The sequence below is a fragment of the Roseateles toxinivorans genome (assembly GCF_004362525.1).
Taxonomy (GTDB): Bacteria; Pseudomonadota; Gammaproteobacteria; order Burkholderiales; family Burkholderiaceae_C; genus Paucibacter; species Paucibacter toxinivorans.
In genome coordinates this window covers 537,940-556,680 of the sequence record NZ_SNXS01000003.1, presented here as the reverse complement: position 1 = coordinate 556,680, position 18,741 = coordinate 537,940, and the positions used below count along the sequence as shown (strand labels likewise).

At 67.8% G+C, this 18,741-nt stretch carries 16 protein-coding genes; 6 read left to right on the top strand and 10 right to left on the bottom strand.

All coding sequences use genetic code 11. The features are described from left to right. Nucleotides 1-55: 55 nt before the first annotated feature. Entirely contained in the window at nt 56-622 is a 567-nt protein-coding gene (locus tag DES47_RS13890) for a GbsR/MarR family transcriptional regulator (protein WP_208114996.1), read from the bottom strand. 154 nt (nt 623-776) lie between these two features. Between DES47_RS13890 and DES47_RS13885 the strand changes: the two genes are divergently transcribed. The 4 genes from DES47_RS13885 to DES47_RS13870 all read left to right on the top strand — a co-directional run bounded on the left by DES47_RS13885 (nt 777) and on the right by DES47_RS13870 (nt 4,158). Beyond that, complete coding sequence (locus DES47_RS13885) at nt 777-1,676, top strand: dienelactone hydrolase family protein (protein ID WP_133701302.1); 900 nt, start codon at nt 777-779, stop codon at nt 1,674-1,676. Then, nucleotides 1,673-2,263 (top strand): GNAT family N-acetyltransferase, encoded by a 591-nt coding sequence (locus DES47_RS13880; RefSeq protein ID WP_133701301.1) that lies wholly within the window; start codon nt 1,673-1,675, stop codon nt 2,261-2,263. Before DES47_RS13885 ends, DES47_RS13880 begins: the two co-directional genes overlap by 4 nt. Continuing rightward, nucleotides 2,264-3,598: an MFS transporter gene (locus tag DES47_RS13875; RefSeq protein WP_133701300.1), complete on the top strand. Its 1,335-nt coding sequence runs from the start codon at nt 2,264-2,266 to the stop codon at nt 3,596-3,598. Nucleotides 3,599-3,726: 128 nt separating this feature from the next. Further along, on the top strand, nt 3,727-4,158 hold the full coding sequence (locus tag DES47_RS13870; RefSeq protein WP_208114995.1) for a GNAT family N-acetyltransferase: 432 nt from the start codon (nt 3,727-3,729) through the stop codon (nt 4,156-4,158). Between the two features lies 1 nt (nt 4,159). Here DES47_RS13870 and DES47_RS13865 read toward each other — a convergent pair whose 3' ends face one another. Next, nucleotides 4,160-5,479 (bottom strand): hypothetical protein, encoded by a 1,320-nt coding sequence (locus DES47_RS13865; protein ID WP_133701298.1) that lies wholly within the window; start codon nt 5,477-5,479, stop codon nt 4,160-4,162. A 40-nt stretch (nt 5,480-5,519) separates the two neighbouring features. Continuing rightward, the gene (locus DES47_RS13860; RefSeq protein ID WP_166651990.1) at nt 5,520-7,109 is read right to left on the bottom strand and encodes an ABC transporter substrate-binding protein; all 1,590 of its coding nucleotides are present in this window, start codon (nt 7,107-7,109) and stop codon (nt 5,520-5,522) included. A gap of 138 nt (nt 7,110-7,247) precedes the next feature. On the opposite strand from DES47_RS13860, the gene DES47_RS13855 reads away from it, so the two are divergent. Together DES47_RS13855 and DES47_RS29320 are read left to right on the top strand one after the other, a co-directional pair. Continuing rightward, nucleotides 7,248-8,159: an ion transporter gene (locus tag DES47_RS13855; protein ID WP_133701296.1), complete on the top strand. Its 912-nt coding sequence runs from the start codon at nt 7,248-7,250 to the stop codon at nt 8,157-8,159. A gap of 187 nt (nt 8,160-8,346) precedes the next feature. Beyond that, a complete protein-coding gene (locus tag DES47_RS29320) occupies nt 8,347-9,054 on the top strand; it encodes a PEPxxWA-CTERM sorting domain-containing protein (RefSeq protein WP_243748296.1) in 708 nt (235 codons plus the stop codon). On the opposite strand, the gene deoA is transcribed toward DES47_RS29320, so the two are convergent. From deoA to DES47_RS13815, 7 genes are read right to left on the bottom strand one after another with little or no spacing between them, the layout of a single operon-like run. Then, nucleotides 9,051-10,367: a thymidine phosphorylase gene (deoA, locus tag DES47_RS13845; protein WP_133701295.1), complete on the bottom strand. Its 1,317-nt coding sequence runs from the start codon at nt 10,365-10,367 to the stop codon at nt 9,051-9,053. The genes DES47_RS29320 and deoA overlap by 4 nt on opposite strands. A gap of 1 nt (nt 10,368) precedes the next feature. After that, on the bottom strand, nt 10,369-11,139 hold the full coding sequence (deoC, locus tag DES47_RS13840) for a deoxyribose-phosphate aldolase (protein ID WP_133701294.1): 771 nt from the start codon (nt 11,137-11,139) through the stop codon (nt 10,369-10,371). Then, nucleotides 11,140-13,605 carry a hypothetical protein gene (locus DES47_RS13835; protein WP_133701293.1) on the bottom strand — a complete coding sequence of 822 codons (2,466 nt, stop codon included), beginning with the start codon at nt 13,603-13,605 and terminating at the stop codon, nt 11,140-11,142. A gap of 20 nt (nt 13,606-13,625) precedes the next feature. After that, nucleotides 13,626-14,567: an NAD-dependent epimerase/dehydratase family protein gene (locus DES47_RS13830; RefSeq protein WP_133701292.1), complete on the bottom strand. Its 942-nt coding sequence runs from the start codon at nt 14,565-14,567 to the stop codon at nt 13,626-13,628. Next, entirely contained in the window at nt 14,564-15,340 is a 777-nt protein-coding gene (locus tag DES47_RS13825; RefSeq protein WP_133701291.1) for a polysaccharide biosynthesis/export family protein, read from the bottom strand. Before DES47_RS13825 ends, DES47_RS13830 begins: the two co-directional genes overlap by 4 nt. Before the next feature lie 12 nt (nt 15,341-15,352). Continuing rightward, nucleotides 15,353-17,791, bottom strand: coding sequence for a glycoside hydrolase family 31 protein (locus DES47_RS13820; protein WP_133701290.1), 2,439 nt, complete (start codon nt 17,789-17,791; stop codon nt 15,353-15,355). A gap of 4 nt (nt 17,792-17,795) precedes the next feature. Then, a complete protein-coding gene (locus tag DES47_RS13815) occupies nt 17,796-18,740 on the bottom strand; it encodes a class I SAM-dependent methyltransferase (protein ID WP_133701289.1) in 945 nt (314 codons plus the stop codon). Between the last annotated feature and the right edge of the window lies 1 nt (nt 18,741).

Genomic DNA, 18,741 nt, shown 5'->3' with positions numbered 1-18,741 from the left:
CATGGCAGCGAAACGCAAAGCGCCGCCAACCTCAGGCAAGTCGATCCGCTTCATTTCAGCTCCTCGTGCTCGGGGCCGCCGCCGGCTTGACCGCGCCGGTGAACTCCAGCAGCTTCTGCACCTTGGCGCCCATCTTCATCAGCTGGGCCAGTGTCTTGGCGTCCAGGCGCTGCACATCGTCGAACCAGGTCGTCATCAGCTCGATCAGGTCATGCATGCTCTTCATGCGCTCCTGGGCGAAGCGGTCCTCCTCGGTGCTGGGCTCCTCCAGCAGGGCGTTGCGCAGCATGCTCAAGGTGGGTTCGATCTCGCGGCGGCGGCGCTCCTCGGCCAGCGTGCGGAAGATGTCCCAGGCGTCGGAGGGTGCTTCGAAATACTCGCGCCGGTCGCCGGCAATGTGCCGCAGGCTGACCAGGCGCCAGGCCTGCAGCTCCTTCAACCCCATGCTCAGATTGGAGCGGCTGAACTCCAACGCCTCGGCAATCTCGTCGGCATTCAGCGGCCGCTGCGAGACATAAATCAGCGCATAGATCTGCCCCACCGTGCGGTTGATGCCCCAGCGGCTGCCCATCTCGCCGAAGTGGGCGACGAAACTCCGTACCAGCGGACTCATGCCTTGCATACGCGCTACCTCTTGTCTTTGCATAGGATCAAACTGTTGCGTATTTTCAGTAATTACTGAAACTTCGGTACGTTCGAGAATAAAGACCCAGGGCCGGACTGGGGCATTGCGGTGCCCGGTCCTCGCACACGGTGCGTGCAAAGGCCGCTAGGATGTGCGGCTGCCAACCCCCTTTCGCGCCATGCCGGATCTGCTGTACTTGCCCAAATGCCTGGCCTTCGCTGCCGCTCTGGCGCTCGGTGCCGCCCAGGCCCAGCAGCCGCTCAGCGTGCCCAGCCTGGAGTTGCGCGGCGGCGAGGCCATCCCGCTGCTCGGCCAGTGGTTCGCCGCCGAGGGCGCTGGGCCGAAGCCGGCGATCGTGATGCTGCATGGCTGCGGCGGGCCTTACGAAAACCGAAGCAAGAAGCAGTTGTCGGCCCGCACCAAGGACTATGCCGTGCTGTTCAATGAGGCCGGCTGGCACGCGCTGATGCTGGACTCGCTGACGCCCCGCGGTGAAAAGGAGCTGTGCACGCAAAAGAACGGCACCCGCGCCGTGACCATGCGCAATCGCCGGCTCGACGCGCTGGGCGCCCTGCAATGGCTGGCGCAGCGGCCCGATGTCGATGCCCGGCGTCTGGTGCTGCTGGGTTGGTCCAACGGCGGCAGCACGGTGCTGGCGGCCAGCAATCTGTTGACCGAGGCGGTGCGTTCCGCCCCCGTCCGGCCCAGGGCGCTGGTGGCCTTCTATCCCGGCTGCGAGACCGATCTGAAGCGCGGTTATGCACCGAGCGCGCCGCTGCTGATGCTGGTCGGCGCACTGGACGACTGGACGCCGCCCCAACCCTGCCAGGCCTTGGCCGAGGCCAGCGCCGAGCCGAGGCCGCTGATCGAGGTGATGGCCGGCGCGTACCACGGCTTCGACGGCGAAGCACCGCTGCGCCTGCGCACCGATGTGCCCAACGGCATAAACCCCGGCCAGGGGGTGCACGTGGGTGGCAACCCTCAAGCCCTGCTGCGCTCCCGCGAGCGCTTGATGGCCTTCTTGAACAGTCAGCTGCAGGTCGCGCCATGAGCGCCGCACAGACCCAGATGCACACGCCGCGTCTGATGCTGCGCGCGCCCTCCCCCGCGCTGGCGCCCGCGGTGCTGGACTTCTATCAGTGCAATGCCGCGCACTTCGCGCCCTGGGATCCGCCGCTGCCCGAGGACTTCTACGACGAGGAGGCGATCGCCGCGCGGCTGCAGGCGGGCGCCGAGGCCTTCGAGGCCGGCAGCGCCTACCGCTACTGGATCACGCCGGCCGGCGAACCCGGGCGCATCCTCGGCCAATGCCATGTGTCCCAGGTCTCGCGCCATGCCTTCCAGAGCGCGATGCTGGGCTATGCGCTGGATGAGCGGGCCCAGGGCAAGGGCCTGATGCACGAGGCGCTGGCGGCGCTGGTGGCCGAGATGTTCGGGCCTGCCGTCTGGCTGCACCGGCTTCAAGCCGCCTACCGGCCCGAGAACCGGCGCAGTGGCCGGGTGCTGGAGCGCCTGGGCTTTGCCGTCGAGGGCCTGTCGAAGAACTATTTGTTCATTGATGGCGGCTGGCGTGACCATGTGCTGACGGCCCTGATCAACCCGAACTGGCCGGCCGAGCTTTCGCCGCTGAGGGCCTGAATGCTGAGTACCGCACGCGCGCGCCTGCAGGCGCTCGGTCGCCCTTTCCGCCTGCTGCTGATCAGCGACGTCTTGATGCTGCTGTCACTGATGGTCAGCCATGTGGCCGTTCCCTGGTGGGTGGCCCACGAGGGTGGCGCGCAAGACCTGGCCCTGTATGCCGCCCTGCTGGCCCTGGTCTCCTTCGTCGCCCTGCCCCTGCTGTCGCCACTGGGTGACCGCTATTCCAAGCGCACGTTGATCACCGTCGGCATGGCGGCGATGCTGGTCGAGAGCATCGCACTGGCCGCGCTGGCCCAGGCCGGCATCTACCACGTGGCCCTGATCATCGGCCTGCAGATCATCTCGGTGGTGGCGATGGCGGTGATCATGCCGGCCTCGTTCAGCATCGCCGCCGAGCTGCTGCCACCCGATCAGCTGACCGAGGGCCTGGGTTACCAGAAGAGCGCCCAGGCGATCGGCCGGTTGATCGGCCCGGTGCTGGGCGGCGCGGCGCTGGCCGCGGCCGACACCGCCTTTGCCCTGTGGCTGCTGGTCGCGCTGATGGTGCCGGCCACGGCCCTGGCCTCGCGCATCGAGACGCCGACCAAGCCGGTGCGGCGCCACAGCCGCGCGGCCTGGATGCGCGATCTGCGCGCCGGCCTGGCCGCGAAGTGGCAGATCCCGATGGAACGGGGCTGGAGCTTCGTGTCCTTTCTGGTGATGGTGTTCTTCGTACCCGGCGTAGGCATGCTGGTGCCGCTGAAGGTGCAGTCGCTGGGCCTGTCGGGCGCCTGGCTGGGCGCCTGCGAGGCCGGGCTGTCGGCGGGCATGCTGATCGGCTCGCTGGGCCTGTCGACCCGGATTGCCGACCGAGTGGGCCGCTTCAATGCCAGCTTCGGCTCCATCCTCGGCGAGGGCCTGTGCCTGGCGGTGATGGGCCTGACCCACCAGCCCTGGCTGATGGTGCTGGCCTTCACCGGCTTCGGCCTGTGCATTGCCACCGTCACCATGGTCGGCCATACCCACCGCATGCTGGCCATGCCGCCCGACTTCCGCGCCCGCATGACAGCTGTCAATATGATGGTGATGCAGGTGGCCGGCACCCTGGGGCCGGGTCTTGCCGGCCTGGGCCTGATGCGCTGGCATGTGGACCAGGTCTATCTGTTGTTCGGCATGGGCCTGTTCGTCGTTGGCCTGGGCTATATGCGGGTGCCGGGTTACAAGCAATTTCTGAATCTGCCACACGACCAAGCCCAGGGCCTGTACGGGCGAGAGCATCCGCAGCTGTTCCGCACCTTCCCGGACAGCGTGAACGTGGCGCCGGACAAACAGTCGAACGGCTCCTCAAGGTAAAGCCGCTGGCGGGTCGGCACGGATTTTGGCAAGCTGCCGGGCTTTGTGACTAGACCTTCCCCGCCCTGCCGATGATGAGCCAAGCGTCGATCCGATTTGAAGCCTGCGACCCCCGGGGCGAGGCCGCCATGGGCCTGCTGCATGAGGCGGCGCTGGAGGCGCGCGGGCTCTACCCCGAATTGTTCTCACCCGATGCACCGATGGCCACGAACGCGCCGCTGGGCCCGCGCAGCGTCTATCTGCTGGCCTGGCAGGGTGAGGCCTGCGTGGCCTGCGGTGCCATCCAGCCGCTGGGGGACCCGGCGACCACCACCATCGGCGAGGTGCGGCGCATGTATGTGCTGAAGACGGCGCGCCGTGGCGGTCTGGCCCAGGCCCTGCTGCGGCAGCTGGAGCAGCAGGCGCGCGAGCTGGGCTTTCGCACGCTGAGGCTGGAGACCGGCTACCGCCAGCAGCCGGCCATGGCCCTGTACGAGGCCGCCGGCTACAGCCGCATCGACCCTTTCGGCCCCTATATCGGTGACCCGACCAGCGTCTGCTTCGAGAAGCCGCTGGGCTGACTCACCAGCGGCAGCCCTTGTCCCTGGCGGCATCGCGCACCAGCGGAATCACCGCCAGCAGCCCCTGTTCGCTATAGGCCTTGCGGCAATCGGCCTGGGCCGCCTTCTCTATGCTCTCGCTGAGCTTGGACTTGACGTCGGGCGGGCGCGGCAGCAGCTGCAGCACCCCGCGCGTGCCCTGGCTGGACAGCTCGCCACCGCGCGGCAGCGACAGATTCAGCGCCGGCCGCGGTGCGCTGGCTGGGGTCGAAGGCGCCGTGGCCACATCGCGGCCGATGCGCGCGCCTGCATCAGGTGCACCGACGACGGGGGCTAGCGAGGGGGCGGCCACCGCTGATGGCGGCGCCTGCGTGGCTGTGCCGCGCTCGGGCGCCATGCTGGGCAGGCGCTCCGGCGCCACCGTGCGCACCGGCTCGGCCGACGCAGCCGCCGGGCTTGCAGCCGGGGTCGCTGCCGGGGTCGGAACGGCTTCGGGAGCCGGTCGCGCCGCTTCGACCGGTTGTTCCATCCGCTGCATGGGCTCCAGCGCGGCGGCACTCGGTTCGGGCGTCAGCCGGCTGAGCTGTGGCTGCCGGTCCGGCTCGGCCGTGGCCACGGGCAGCGGCGCCGCTGTCAAGCTTCTCAACACCGGCGCGGGCGCCGGCAACACCAGCGGGGCCAGTGGCTTGACCGGCTCGGCCTCGGCCAGCGATGGTGCCAACGCCGACGACACGGCGCTTGGCTCAGCTGCCGGCCGGGCCGGGCTGGCCTGGCGCTGAACTTCCTGTGTCGGCGCCTGCTTCAAGGTGCGCAGCACCGGGGCCGGTGGTGGCGGCGGCGCCGGTTCCTCGGTCGGCACAGGGGGCGGGATCTCGGTGACGGGCACCTCGGGCGCCGCACTATCGCTCACCTTCGGTTGAACCACGCTCGCCTTCGGTTCGGCAACCTCCCCGATCAGCTTTTCGCCCTGCCGGGCATTCCAGTTACCCTGACGCGCCGCGCCGGGCATGTTGGGCCGCGGCGCCTCGTTCTCCTCGCGCACCACGCCGCCGAAGCGCTGCGTCGCGGCGGCGCCAACCGCGCCGGCATCAACGGTGGGGACGCTGGGCGGCCCGGAGCCCGGCTCGGTGCGGGGCCCGATCAGGCTGACATTCAGCGAACCCCAGACCCCCTCGCCCGGCCGCGCCGTGCCACCCGGCGCACTGCCAAACACCAGCACCAGCAGGATGTGCAACAGCACAGCCAGGGTGACGCACCGGTTCAGCCTGGGGTTGGCCAAGCGGTTCGGCCAAACCAGGCCTACGGGAGCGGGGGCAGAGAGCTGCACGGTTGTCGTTGACACGGAAGTCGGCTGAGACCACCGCAGCAGCGTAGCAGCAGATTCAGGAGATCTTGACCCACCTCAGCTCGAGAATGTCATTGGGCCACTGCACCACGCTGATATTGGAGCGCATCACCCAGTTCAGCGAGCGGCGGTACAACGGAATCACCGGCAGCTCGGCATGGACGATGGCCAGCGCCTCGCCGACCATCTGGCGGCGGCGCGTCAGGTCAGGCTCGATGCGCATGGCGTCGACGACCGCGTCCAGCCTGGCATTGCTGTAGCGCCCGGCATTGAAGGCGCCATTGCTGCCGCCGCCGTCCTTGCTGCGCAACAGCACATTGAAGACATTCCAGGGGTCGCTGCCCGGTGACCAGCCGAACTCGACGAAGTTGCCGGTGGCCTGGGTCAGCTTGGGGAAGAAGGTGGAGCTGGGCGAGGCGACGAAATTGATCTTGATGCCCACCCGCGCCAGCATGCTGGCCACCGACTGACAGACCGCTGCGCGGTAGGTGGCATTGACGCAATCCAGATTGGTGCTGAAACCGTTCGGGTAGCCGGCCTCGGTGAGCAGCGCGCGCGCCGCCGCCGGGTCATAGGGCAGGCGCTTCTCCAGCTCCGGTACATGGCCATCAAGCAGTTTCGAGATGAAGGAGCCGGTGGCCGTGGCCTGACCACGCAGCACCTGCCTGATGATCAGGTCGATGTCGATCGCCTGGTAGACGGCACGGCGCACGCGAATGTCCTTGAAGGGGTTGCGGCCCTTGATGTCGCTGACCTGCAGCTCGTCACGGTGCTGGTCGAAGGCCAGATACTGGGTGCCGATGTCGGTGGTGGTGGCCATCTTCAGCTGCCGGTCCTGCTGCAGCCGCTGCACGTCCTGGAACGGCGGATCGATGACGAAATCGACCTGGCCGGAGTTGAGCGCCGCCAGCCTGGTGGCATCGGATCCGATCACCGTGTAGATGGCTTCATCGACATCGCCGCGCTGCCCCCACCACTGCGGATGGGCCGTCAGCACCAGGCGCACATCGGATTCGTAGCTCTTCAGCTGATAGGGGCCGGTGCCATTGGCATTGCGCACGGCATAGGTTTCCTGCTTGCCGTTGTAGTCCTGCGGACGGGTGACGTTGTGCTTCTCGCACCAAGCCTTGCTCATCATCGCCACCAGCCAGAACTTGTGCGGCAGCATGGCGTCGGGGGCCTCCAGCAGCACATCGATGGTCAGCGCATCGACCTTGCGCGCGCCCTTGATGCCCAGCATCTGCGGCGCACGCTGCGAGTTCGGCGCCAGGGCCCGTTCGATCGAGAACACCGCGTCATCGGCGCTGAAGGACGAGCCGTCGTGGAACTTGACATTGGGCCGCAGCTTGAAGCGCCAGGTCTTGCTGTCCACAGGCGCCCACGACAGGGCCAGCCCAGGCTCCAGCTGGTACTGCTGGTCGCGGCCGACCAGATTCTCATAGACCTGGGTCAGCACCCGTGACTGATAGAGCAGGGCCAGCGCATGGGGGTCCATGCTCTGCGGGTCGAAGCCGCTGGCCAGGCGCAGGGTCTTGGCCTGGCCGGCTCCGGCCAGGCCAAGCGACAGCAAGGCCGCGCCCAGCAGGCGTATGGGCCACGAATGTTTGCGGGTGCCGAACAAGCTCATGCAACAGTCCTCCAAGGCCGGCTGCCATCGCGCAGCCCGACACAGTATCGCCATGCCGGGCCCGCGCCGGCAATCGGGATCATCCGCAGGCCCGCTTGAGGCTACATTCGGGGCCACTCCCCCACTGCGCCCGACACCATGGCCAAGCCGCCCTCCCCCGCCGCCCACCGCGAAGCGAGCCAGCTCGCCGCCCACCAGGCCGAACGCCTGGGCCGCCCGCTGGCCGGCTGGCGACTGCGCCTGTACACCATCATCTTCGAGGCCGACACCCGCGCGGGTCGCAACTTCGATGTGGCCCTGATCGTCCTGGTGCTGCTGAGCATCGCATTGGTGATGCTGGAGAGCGTGGCCGCGGTCAAGGCCCGTTTCGGCCCGGGCCTGGTCTGGGTCGAGTACCTTTTCACCGCCATCTTCACGATCGAGTACCTGCTGCGCCTGGCCTGTGTGCGCAACCCCTGGCGCTATGCGCGCAGCTTTTACGGCGTGGTCGATCTGCTGGCCGTACTGCCCACCTATCTGGCTCTGTTCGCACCCGAGCTCTATGCGCTGGTGGACGTGCGCGTGCTGCGGCTGCTGCGCGTGTTCCGCGTCTTCAAGCTCAGCGCCTATGTGACCGAGATCGGTGTGCTGACCCAGGCGCTGCGCGCCAGCGCGCGCAAGATCCAGGTCTTTCTGTCGGTGGTGCTGATGCTGGTGGTCATCATGGGCACGCTGATGTATGTGATTGAGGGGCCGGGCAATGGCTACACCAGCATACCGACCAGCATCTACTGGGCGATCTCGACCATGACCACGGTGGGTTTCGGCGACATCGCGCCGAAGACCGACCTCGGCCGAGCCATCGCCTCGGTGATGATGCTGCTGGGCTGGGGTGTGCTGGCCGTGCCCACCGGCATCGTCACCGCCGAAATGACGGCGCACCGGCAGGGACGGCCCGCCACCACGCGCAGCTGCCATGAGTGCCTCAGCGAGGGCCACCTGCCCGAGGCCCGCTTCTGCCGCGACTGCGGCGCCAGGCTGCCGCCCTATCAGCGCGACGTCGGAGGCTGAACAGGGACTGTTGTGATCGCGCCGCTGCCCCCCGCGCATGAGGGGGGCTCACTGATCCACGTCAAGATGCGGACGATGCCGCGTTGACCGGCTCAGGGCACAGACTTAGTCTGGAAGCAAAGGGACAGCCTGACGGACACAAACCGCCGGACCGTCCAAGCCGATCCTCAACTCGCGGAGACTCTCCATGATGCGTTCCTCCAGCCTCGCTGTTGCCCTGGCCCTTCTGGCCAGTACCCTGCCTACCGCCCAAGCGGCGACGACCATCGTGCCGCAGAGCGAGTGGGGCGACATGCAGTTCGTCGCCGGCACCAACAACGCGAGCAACGAGTTGATCTATGAGTTCAGCGTCGCTCCCGACCAAGGCTTGACGGTCAGCAGCAGCTTCACCACCTCCAGCTATGCTCCGGGGCCTTACGAGCCGGGCTTTGTGTCGCCGGGCTGGCTCTTTGTGCGCCGTAGCTGCACCGCATGCGGAGCCGAGGGCAATGTGATCTGGGACATGGGCAAGCCCTACACGGCAAATTTCAACAACGCCTACACGATGATCTTGATTGGCGACCTTGGCCGCGGCACCGAGGTGGCCGACTATGTGCCCGGCGCCACCTACCAGACCACCATGACCTGGAACCGGGCGTCCAGCAAGATCGACATCAATGTCAGCGGCCCCGGACTGAACGTGACACGGCAGGTGGACTCGTCCGGCGACACCATCACCGGCCTGGTGTTCCGCGGCCCCAACTACGAGGGCATGGGCGCCTCGTTGTTCGGGAATGTGTCGGTGATCACGCAGGCTGTACCGGAGCCCGAGACCTGGGCCATGCTGTTGGCAGGGCTGGGCCTGCTCGGTGCAGTGGCGAAGCGACGCGAGCAAGCTTCGTCCTTAGGAGCCTAGCCGCAGCGCTCGTTCACCACCGGCGCGCCCTGCCAGGCCGCGCCGGGTTCGCTCAACGTGCAGGCGGCCTGCAACCGGGCCCCGGCGACCTGGGCTGCGGCAAGGTCGGCCGCGTGGACCCTGGCCAGTGGCTCGCCGGCCCGCAGCGTCTCCCCCAGCGCGCGCAGCTCGCTGAGGCCGACGCGTGTGTCGATGGGGTCGTCGGCCCGTCGCCGTCCGCCGCCGAGCTCCAGCACCAACAGACCGATCTCGCGCGTCTGCATCGCGGTCAACCGGCCAGCGCGGGATGCAAGCACTTCCAGGGCTACCGGCGCGGCGGCGAGCCCGCACCGGGGTTGCTCGAGCAGATCGACGGGCCCGCCCAGCGCCGCGACCATGCGGGCAAACCGCTCGGCTGCGGCGCCACTGTCCAGCGCGGCCTGCAGCTTCAGGCGCGCCGCATCGCGCTCACCGGCAAGTCCACCCAGCATGAGCATCTCTGCGCCCAGTGCAAGGGTCAGTTCATGCAGCCGTGGCTCGCGCGCCCGACCCGTGAGATAGTCCAGCGCCTCGATGACCTCCAGGCCATTGCCCACCGTCCGGCCCAGCACCTGGTTCATGTCGCTGATCAGCGCCCGCGTCGGCAGGCCGGCGCCACCGGCCACCTCGACCAGGCTCTGAGCCAGCTCCTGCGCGGCAGGCAAGGTCTCGCAGAAGGCGCCGTTGCCGAACTTCACGTCCATCACCAGGCCCTGCAGACCGGAGGCGAGCTTCTTGGACAGGATGCTGGCGGTGATCAGGGGCAGGCTCTCGATGGTCGATGTCTGGTCCCGGATCGCATAGAGCCGCGAGTCGGCAGGGGCCAGGTCTGCACCGGTTGCCGTCACCGCGCAACCGACCTCGCGCACCACTCGCTCGAAGCGCCCGGTGCCGGGCGCAAGCTCGTAGCCGGGAATGGCCGACAGCTTGTCGCAGGTGCCGCCGGTATGACCCAGGCCACGGCCGGACACCATAGGCACGAAGCCGCCGCAGGCCGCCACCATGGCCGGCAACAGCAGGCTGACCTTGTCGCCGACGCCGCCGGTCGAATGCTTGTCCAGCACCGGGCCCGGCAGATCCGGCCAGGCAATGACACGCCCGGACTGCAACATCGCCGTGGTCAGTGCCACACATTCATCGCGCTGCATGCCGCGCAGGCAGACGGCCATCGCGAAGGCAGCGATCTGCGCCTCGCTCCAGCTGTCGTCACCCAGGCCCCGCACAAAGCATTCGATCTGGGCTGAGCTCAGGCGCCGGCCGTCGCGCTTGAGGCGGATGATCTCCTGGGCCAGCACGTCAGTAGCCGCTGGCCGCGCCCGTTGACGCGCGCCCCGACAACTGCGCCTCGACAGCCGTGAGCAGGCCACTGGCGCCGAAGCGCAGCCGTTGCGGGTTCAGGGCCGAGGTTCCGAGGTGCTGCGCCGCCAGAAGCAGGTAGACCGTCGCATCGGCCACCGTGCGCAAGCCGCCGGAGGCCTTGAAGCCGACCTTGTCGAAACCACCGGCAACGATCTCCGTCAGCATCACGGCGGCCGCCTCCGGCGTGGCCGAGACGCGGGTCTTGCCCGTGCTTGTCTTGACGAAATCGGCACCCGCGGCGAGCGCCAGCCGCGTCGCCTGGGCGATCAAGGCCGGGGTGGCCAGCTCGCCGCTTTCGATGATGACCTTGAGCGTCAGCGGCCGGCTGGCCTGGCGCACGGCGGCCAGGAAGTCAGCGCAGGCCGCCACCTGCCCCTGCTTCAGTGCCCGGTAGGGCAGCACCACATCGACCTCGTCGCCACCCGCTTCGGCAATGGTCCGCACCTCGGCCAGGGCCGGCGGCAGGTCAAGCTCACCGGCGGGAAAGTTGGCGACCGCCGCGACACGGATGCCGGCCGGCAGCAGGCCCCGAGCCCGGCCGACAAAACGCGGCCAGACGCAGACGGCGGCGACCGGGCCGAAGGGGCTCTGCGCGCGTCGGCACAGGGCATCGACGTCAGCATCGGTGTCTCCGTCATTGAGGCTGGTCAGGTCCAGGCATTGCAGGGCCAGGCGGGCGGCCTCGGCTGGGGTCAGGTCTGCAGTCATTCAGGGCACAGGACTGGGCACAAGCGGCAATTGGAAATACCGGGTCCAGGTGTCCAGCGAGGGCCGGGCCACGCCGGCGCCATCGTAGAGACCCAGGTCACGGAAGTATTTGTAGAACTCGACGAAGCGCGGATTCTCGGCCTCCTCGACCAGGCGCTGCCAATGCAGATCGATATCCCGCACTGCATAGTTCACCACGAACTCCACCGGATTGGGCAGCTTGCTCAACTCATAGAACATCAATTCGAGGTGTCTTTGCTGTTTGTCAGCCGAGGCCGCGAAAAGCGTGCCGTCGATCAGATAGGGATCGGCCGGATAGCCGCTCTCGGTGACGGCCAGCGGCATGCTGTCGGGCACGCCGGCCTCGAGCAGAAAGCGGTGCATCGAGGTCAGCGCCGCCGGATTCAGCGTGTAGGCGTTGTACTTGCCGTAGTGCGGGTAGTAGGACAGGCCCACCAGGTCCAGATAGGGCAGCAGGCTTTGCACCCCCTCCTTGAGCCGCTGGCGAATGCCGGGGGCCATCTCGTCGTATTTGTACGGCGAGCCGCCCTCGTCGTAAGGCGGGCCGATCAGATGGCCGAACTCGTCGGTCATGAAGGAGGTGGCCGAGAAGGAGACGAAGAGCTTGGTGTTCTGCGCCGCCGGCAGCTTCTTCAGCTGCTCGAACACAAAGCGGTGCAGCTCCAGATAGCGCTGGAAGGCCTCGGCGCTGGCCACATCGGTGGCGCTGACCTCGATGGCAAAGCACAGATAGTCGGGCTTGAAGTAGTCCAGCGCGCGTATCGCGTACTTCAGGTAGGCCCATTTGACCTCGGTGGCATCAAAGCTGAGCTTGTCGAACGGCGGCGGCGGCAGGCGGCGCTCACCGTCATGCCAGATGCCGTTGGGCACACGCTGGAAGTCGCTGGTGTAGCTGAAGCCCTCGCCATAGCCCCACAGCGGCGCCAGCAGCTCGCGGGGTATGCCCAGCGGGTTGATCGACACCAGCAGCTTCTTGCCAGGCTGCAGCCGCGCCCGGTAGTTGCGCCAGGTGCCCAGCACCGAGCCCGGGTAGGGCGGGTCGTAGGTCTGGAACGGGTCCAGCAGCGCCTCCATCCAGGGCACGCCGCCGTCCATGTGCAGGGCCACCAGATCGCCGTGCCGGGCCAGCTTGTCATCGATATAGCGGGCCACCTCGGCCTGGCCGGCGGCATCGGCAGGCGTGTCGTAAGGCGTGGTCGTGAAGCCCATATGGAATTTGCGGCTGGCCGGCATGGGCAGTGCCCACCAGCCGCGGTCGAAGCTCAGATGGCGCAGCGCGCCATAGCTGGCCCTGACACTACGGTCGGCATTGCGAAAGCCGTAGCTGCGCTGTGCCGGCGACAGACCGGCGTCGGTCGCGTCATCAAGGGCCGACACGGCGACCAGCGGGATCTGGTCCGCATAGGCATCCCAGGTATCGAAGAAGGCTCGCAGGAACTGGCTTTGCAGCACCTCGGAACTGCCCAGCGTCTCGTCCGATGCATAGGCCATGGGCAGCAGGGCCAGCGGCTTGCCGCCGGCCGCGGCGACCAGGTACTCGACCATCATGCGGATGCCGCGCGGATCAAGCACCCCGGCCTCGGCCGGGGCGAAGCGGGCCATCACCCAGTCGCCCTCCTGTTGCAGGGTCTGCATCAGCGAGCGCCCGGGCTCCTGCAGGCTGCCCAGCAGCGAGCCCGACACGCCCAACGCCAGCGACGGCCCCCAGACCGCGCGCGCCTGCGGGCGCAGCTGGCGCAGCAGCTGGACGTAGGCGGCACCAAAGGCCGGCGCACCCTGCCCCGGCAGATAGCGGTCGACCTCGTTGCCCAGGCGCAAGGCCAGCACAGTCTGCGGTCCCAGGGCCGTCTTGATACGGGCCAGCGCCGCCGCGGCGCGGGCCACGGTGGCGGGCGAGCCCAGCGCCGCGACATCGGCCTCGACGGCCGCCTTCAGATCGGCGGGCAGGGTCAGCGCAAGGCCATCGACCAGGTCCAGGCTCAGCACCAGCTTGATGCCGGTGCCGGGCAGGGCCTGGGAGAGCGCGCCCAGCGCCTGCAGCAGCGGCGCGGAGTAGCCGTTGCCGCCTGGCTCCAGCTCGCTCCAGCGCAGCGCGACGAACAGGCTCTGCGCGCCCAGCTCGCGCGCGGCCAGCAGCCGCTCCGGCAGGCCGGCGGCGCTCAGCAGATCGAGCTCCTGGGCGATCAGCCGCGCGCCCTTGGGCCGGGGCAGCGGGAAGACCATGGGGTTGAGGTCGTCCGGGTCGTTGCCCCAGGGCACGAACATGCGGCTGGGCGGCACCTTGCCGTAGAACAGATAGGGCTGATTGGGGTCGCCGTAGGAGTCTTGATCGAGGTCGAGGAAGAACACATTGGTGCCCGGCGGCAGCTGGGCGCGGCAGGCCGCGGCCATCACCAGCAGGACCAGCAACAGCATCAGACGACCAAATTGGCTTGTGCTCTTCATGCTCGGTCCATTCATTCAAGTCAGGCCGCGCGGAAGGCGGCCCAGGTCCGCGCCACGCCATCCTCGAAGCCGCAGCTCGGCGCCCAGCCCAGGCGAGACCTGGCCCGGGCGTTGTCCAGCACATTGACGCTGACGTCGCCGCGCCGGTCGGGCAGTTGCACGCGGTTGAGCTTGCGGCCGCTGACACGCTCCACCGCCTCCAGCACCTGCATCACGCTGCGACCCTCCCCGTAGGAGATGTTCAGCACATCGGGCGCGGCCACGCTGGCGCGCAGCAGGGCGTCCACCACATCGTCGATGAAGATGTAGTCGCGCACCGCCGTGCCCTCGCCGAACACCTTCAGCGGCCGGCCGTCGAGCAGGCAGCCCATCGCCACCGCGATCAGGCCCTGGTTGCCGAACGGGTTCTGCTGCGGGCCATAGGGGTTCGACAGGCGCAGGATGCTGACCTCCAGCGGCGTCGTGCGGCCATAGAAGCTGAGGTAGTTCTCGATGGTCAGCTTGCTCTGGCCATAGGCCGACTTCGGCGCCAGCGGGTGGCTCTCGGGAATCGGCAGCTGCTGCGGTTCGCCGTAGATCGTGCCGCCCGACGAGGCATAGACGATGCGGCAGGCACCGCTCTCACGGGCAATCTCCAGCATGCGTATCGTCGGCAGCAGATTCGACAGCAGGTCGTAGTTGCTGCTTTCGATCACCATATTCGGAAAGGTGGTGGTGATCAGGTGATAGACCGTGTGCACGCCCTTCATCGCCACCCGCAGCACCGTGTCGTCCATGAAGTCGCCGTGTATCAGCTCGATGCGGTCGAGGATGTCGCGCAGGTTGGCGATCGAGCGGCTGGGCCGGGTCAGCACGCGTGGCCGCAGGCCCTGCGCCACCAGCGCGCGCACGATGGACGAGCCTATGAAGCCGGCACCGCCGAGTACCAGCACCGGCTCCTTTATTGCCGCTGACGTCGTCATGGCGATGTCCTGACCTCGACCTTGTCGCGCAGGTCGTAGTTGAAGTAGAAGCCCATGTTCCGGTACAGGGGCACGATCTTGTTGATGTACTCCTCGAAGAACTCGGCCACCTCGGCGATGCGCTTTTGCGGCACGAACACGATGTCATAGGGCCGCAGCAGGATGTCGGCCTGCACCGCCTGCTCCAGATGCCCCTGCATATCGAGCTTGATGAACACCGGCTGGCCGCTGGCCGAGTTGCGCAGCACCACCACATTGCTGCGCTCCGCACCCTTGCGGAAGCCACCGCTCTGCACGATGGCCTGCAAGGCGGTGATCGGCCCGGCATCCAGTGCGTGGGCCGATGGTGCGTTGACTTCGCCGGAGACGAACACCCGGGCCAGCGCGTACTTGCGCAAGATCACCGTGGCCTGCGGTTGGCGCAAGGTCTTGCCGTAGCGCTTGGTCAGCTCATCGGACAGCGCTTGAGTCGACAGGCCACTCACATTCAACTCACCAATCAGCTGCAGCGCAATGCGGCCGTCGGGGCCGACCAGGGCCTGTTCGTTCAGCTCGGGGTTGTAATAGAACTTGATGTCGATCTGGTCGCCGGGCTGCAGCTGGTAGCTGAGGCTGCCACCTTCGATCTTCTTGCCGTCGCTATCCTGGGCCATATAGGTGGCGGCGGGGATGGCGCGCTGGCCCACGTTCTGGGCGGTGGTCACGCAGCCGGCCAGCAGGCTGGCGGCGCTCAGCAGCAAGGCGGCGATGATGCTTGAGGGATGTTGTGTCATGGTTCGTCGGGTTCAGCGCTCCACGCGCAGTGATTGCACCGGTCCGCGCCCGGGCAGACGCACCAGCAGCCGGCCGCTGGCGGCATCATGAAACCAGGCCCCTGCCTCGCCCATGGCGGCTGGGCTGGCGGCATGAGCGAGCAGCGTGCCATCGGCCAGCACCCGGGCCGGGGGCTGCGCTCCCCAAGCCCTCACCTGGAGCCACCAGACGCGGCTCATAGGCGCCAAGGTCCCACCAGCGCGGCTGACATCCAGCTGCGCAAAGCTGCTGCCCTCGGTCCAGCTCAGCAGGCTGTCCAGGTAGGCGCCGCCGCGATAGGCCGTCGTCACCCCATCGTCGTCATGCAGGGTGAAGCTGGCGTCGGCGCCGGGGAAGATGTCCAGCAACAGCATCTCGTCCACCAGTTGATCGGCGAACTGCCGCACCGGCCCCATGGGCACGATGCTGCCGGCCCTCACAAACATCGGCAGCTGATGCAGCGGCGCGGCCACCTGAACCTGTTGACCGCCGCTGTGACGTTGATCGGTGTTGTAGTCGAACCAGGCAACTCCAGCTGGAAGATACAAAGAGCGCGTCGTCGCCGCCTCGGTGAACACCGGCGCCACCAGCAGCGACGGCCCCAGCAGGTACTCGCCGTCCTGTGTGTGCGTGGCCGGGTCGTCGGGGAAATGGAAGAAGGTCGGCGCCAGCACCGGCTGGCTGTCGCGCTCGGCCTGGACGAACAGGCCGTAGAGATAGGGCATCAGCCGGTAGCGCCATTCGATCGTCGCCTTGGCCACCGCCGTGTAGGGCTCGCCATAGCGCCAGGGCTCGCGCAGCGGCGAGGTGTTCGTCGAGTGGTTGCGCAGCAGCGGCGTGGCCACACCGAACTGCAGCCAGCGCAGGAACAACTCGGCATTCGGCGCGCCGAGGAAGCCGCCGACATCGGCGCCAAACAGGTTCTGGCCCGACAGGCCCATAGCCGCGGCGATCTGCACCTGCACGCGCAGCGAGTCGAAGGTCGAGTCGGTGTCGCCGCTCCAGTTGGCGGCGTAGCGCTGCATGCCGGCAAAGCCCGAGCGCGAAACGATGAAGGGCCTCACGCCCGGCTGTGCCTCGGTCAGTGCCTCGTGCAGGGCGGCCACCTCCAGCAGCGCATAGACATTGCGCGTGGCGTACTCCAGCCGCGGTTCACCGTTGAAATCGAAGCGGGCGTAGGGCATCTGGTTCGCGGCCGGCTCGTTCAGGTCCGCCCACAGACCGCTGACGCCGGTGGAAAGGAAGCTCTTCAGCCGGGACTTGAAGTCGGCCCTTGCGGCCGGCTTGGTGAAGTCCACCCAGCTGACCTCGCCCATCCAGATCGGTGTGATCAAGGGCTGGCCGTCGGGACCGGTGGCGAAATAGCCGGCGCTGGCGTAGCTGGACCACAGCGGATCGAACACCGTCAACAGCGGCTCCAGGATGTTGACGCGCTTGAAGCCCATGCCGGCCATCTGCGCGTTGAAGCCCGCCGGGTCGGGGAAGGTGGCCGGATTCCAGCTCATCGTGAACAGCCGGTCGGTGTAGTCCAGGTCAAGGAAGAAGGCGTCGGCCGGGATGCTGCGGGCGCGGAACTCCTGGGCCAGGCCCAGCACCTCGGCGGCACTCGCATAACCGAAATGCGCCTGCAGATAGCCCAGGCTCCAGCGCGGCGGCAGCGGCGTGTTGCCGGTCAGCCGGCCGAAGCCGCGGGCCACCTCGGCCGGGGTCGGCCCCGCGATCAGGTAATAGCTCAGGCTGCCGGCCTGCGAGGCCATGCTCAGCACCTCGGTCCACTGCTGGCCCAGATCGAATTGCGTCGTCGAGGGATTGTCGACGTAGAGGCCGTACGTCTTGCCGTCGCGCTGGCCGTAGAAGAACGGCGTGCTGGAATACAGCGGGTTGCTGAACTCGCTGTAGGCGGCCAGGTCGGTATTGCGCATCAGCATCAGCCGGCCGCGCCTGTCCAGCGGGCCGCCGGCCAGACCCAGGCCGAAGAAGCGTTCGTCCGGCGCGGTGAACTTGGCGCCAATGACCAGGCCGCTGTCGGCGTCCCACAGCATGCCGCCGGGCAGGTCGGCCGACAGCACCGAGCCGTCGTCGCGCATCACCACCACCTGCAGCGGGTTCTTGATGACGATGACGCTCAAGCCCCCTTGACGCAGAAAGACCTTGCTGCCGTCGTCGAAGAAGTCCAGCGGGCCGCCGGCCGGCGTCTGGGCCAGCATGGCACCCGTGCTCAAGGCGCTGACGCCGGGCGGCGTGGCCGCTACATGCACGATGCCGCCGGACAGGAATTCGATGCGCAGGTTGCCGCCCAGGCCGCCCAGCTCCAGGCTGGCGCCGTTGGCCAGCTTTGCTGACTGGGTCACCGGGCCAAGTGCCACCGGCACGGCCCAGACCCTGCCCATGCAGGCCATGCAGAGCAGCAGCAGGAGGCGCGCGAGCTTCATGCCATCACCCCGTCTTCTGCATCATCACGACCAGCCAGGGATTGACCGGCGAGCCGCGCAAAAACCCCATGCCCGGCCGCGACACCAGCCAGAACACAAAGCGCACCGGCAGGCCGAACACCATGCCCTTGACCGAATGCTTGCTGCGGATGAAGCCCCAGTAATTCTCCACCGGCATGGCCTGGGCCGGGCCGCAGCCGGCCTGGGCGAACAGCTGCTCGTAGTCGCCCACCGAGAGCAGGAAGCGGCTGCTCGGCGGGTTGAAGCGGGGCGTGTACTGGCCTGGCTTGCGGCCATGGAAGATATCGAACGGGAACCAGCGGTTCGGGCTGCTGACGATGATGTAGCCGCCGGGCTTGAGCACGCGCACCATTTCGCGCGCCATCGCGCAACGCTGCAGATGCACATCGGGGGCGGTGATGTCGGTGTCGCCGACCACGCCAACGTGCGGGAACACGCAGCCGCAGAAGGCGCAGTCGAAGCTGTTGTCGTCGAAGGGCAGGTGCTTGCCGTTGGCCATCACCAGCCGCTCGGTATGGCGGCGCCGGGGCCAGACATTGCTGCGGTTGCCGCAGTCGATGCCGACGCTGTCGAAGCCGCCATCCCGCAGCAGATCGACATCGACGCCGGTGCCGCATCCCACCGACAGCAGGCGCGGCTCGCGGCCGCCGGCCAGCCCTTTAGGCCAGAGCTTGCGGAACAGCGGCTGCCAGTAGTTGTTGGTGAGGTCGGCGTTGGACTGCTCCTCGTAGCGCAGCAGGGTGTCATCGCTGGGGTCATCGAAGCGTTCGCCCTCGATCAGGTCGGGAAAGCCGTCGGTGAAGGCATAGTCGCTGGCGCAGACGCGGCAGCGATAGCCCTGGGCGCTGGCGCCCAGGGCCCCGTGGCAGCGCGGGCAGACCAGGCCCAGGCCCTTGATCCTTTGCTCCAGCATCGCGGTGTCCAGCATC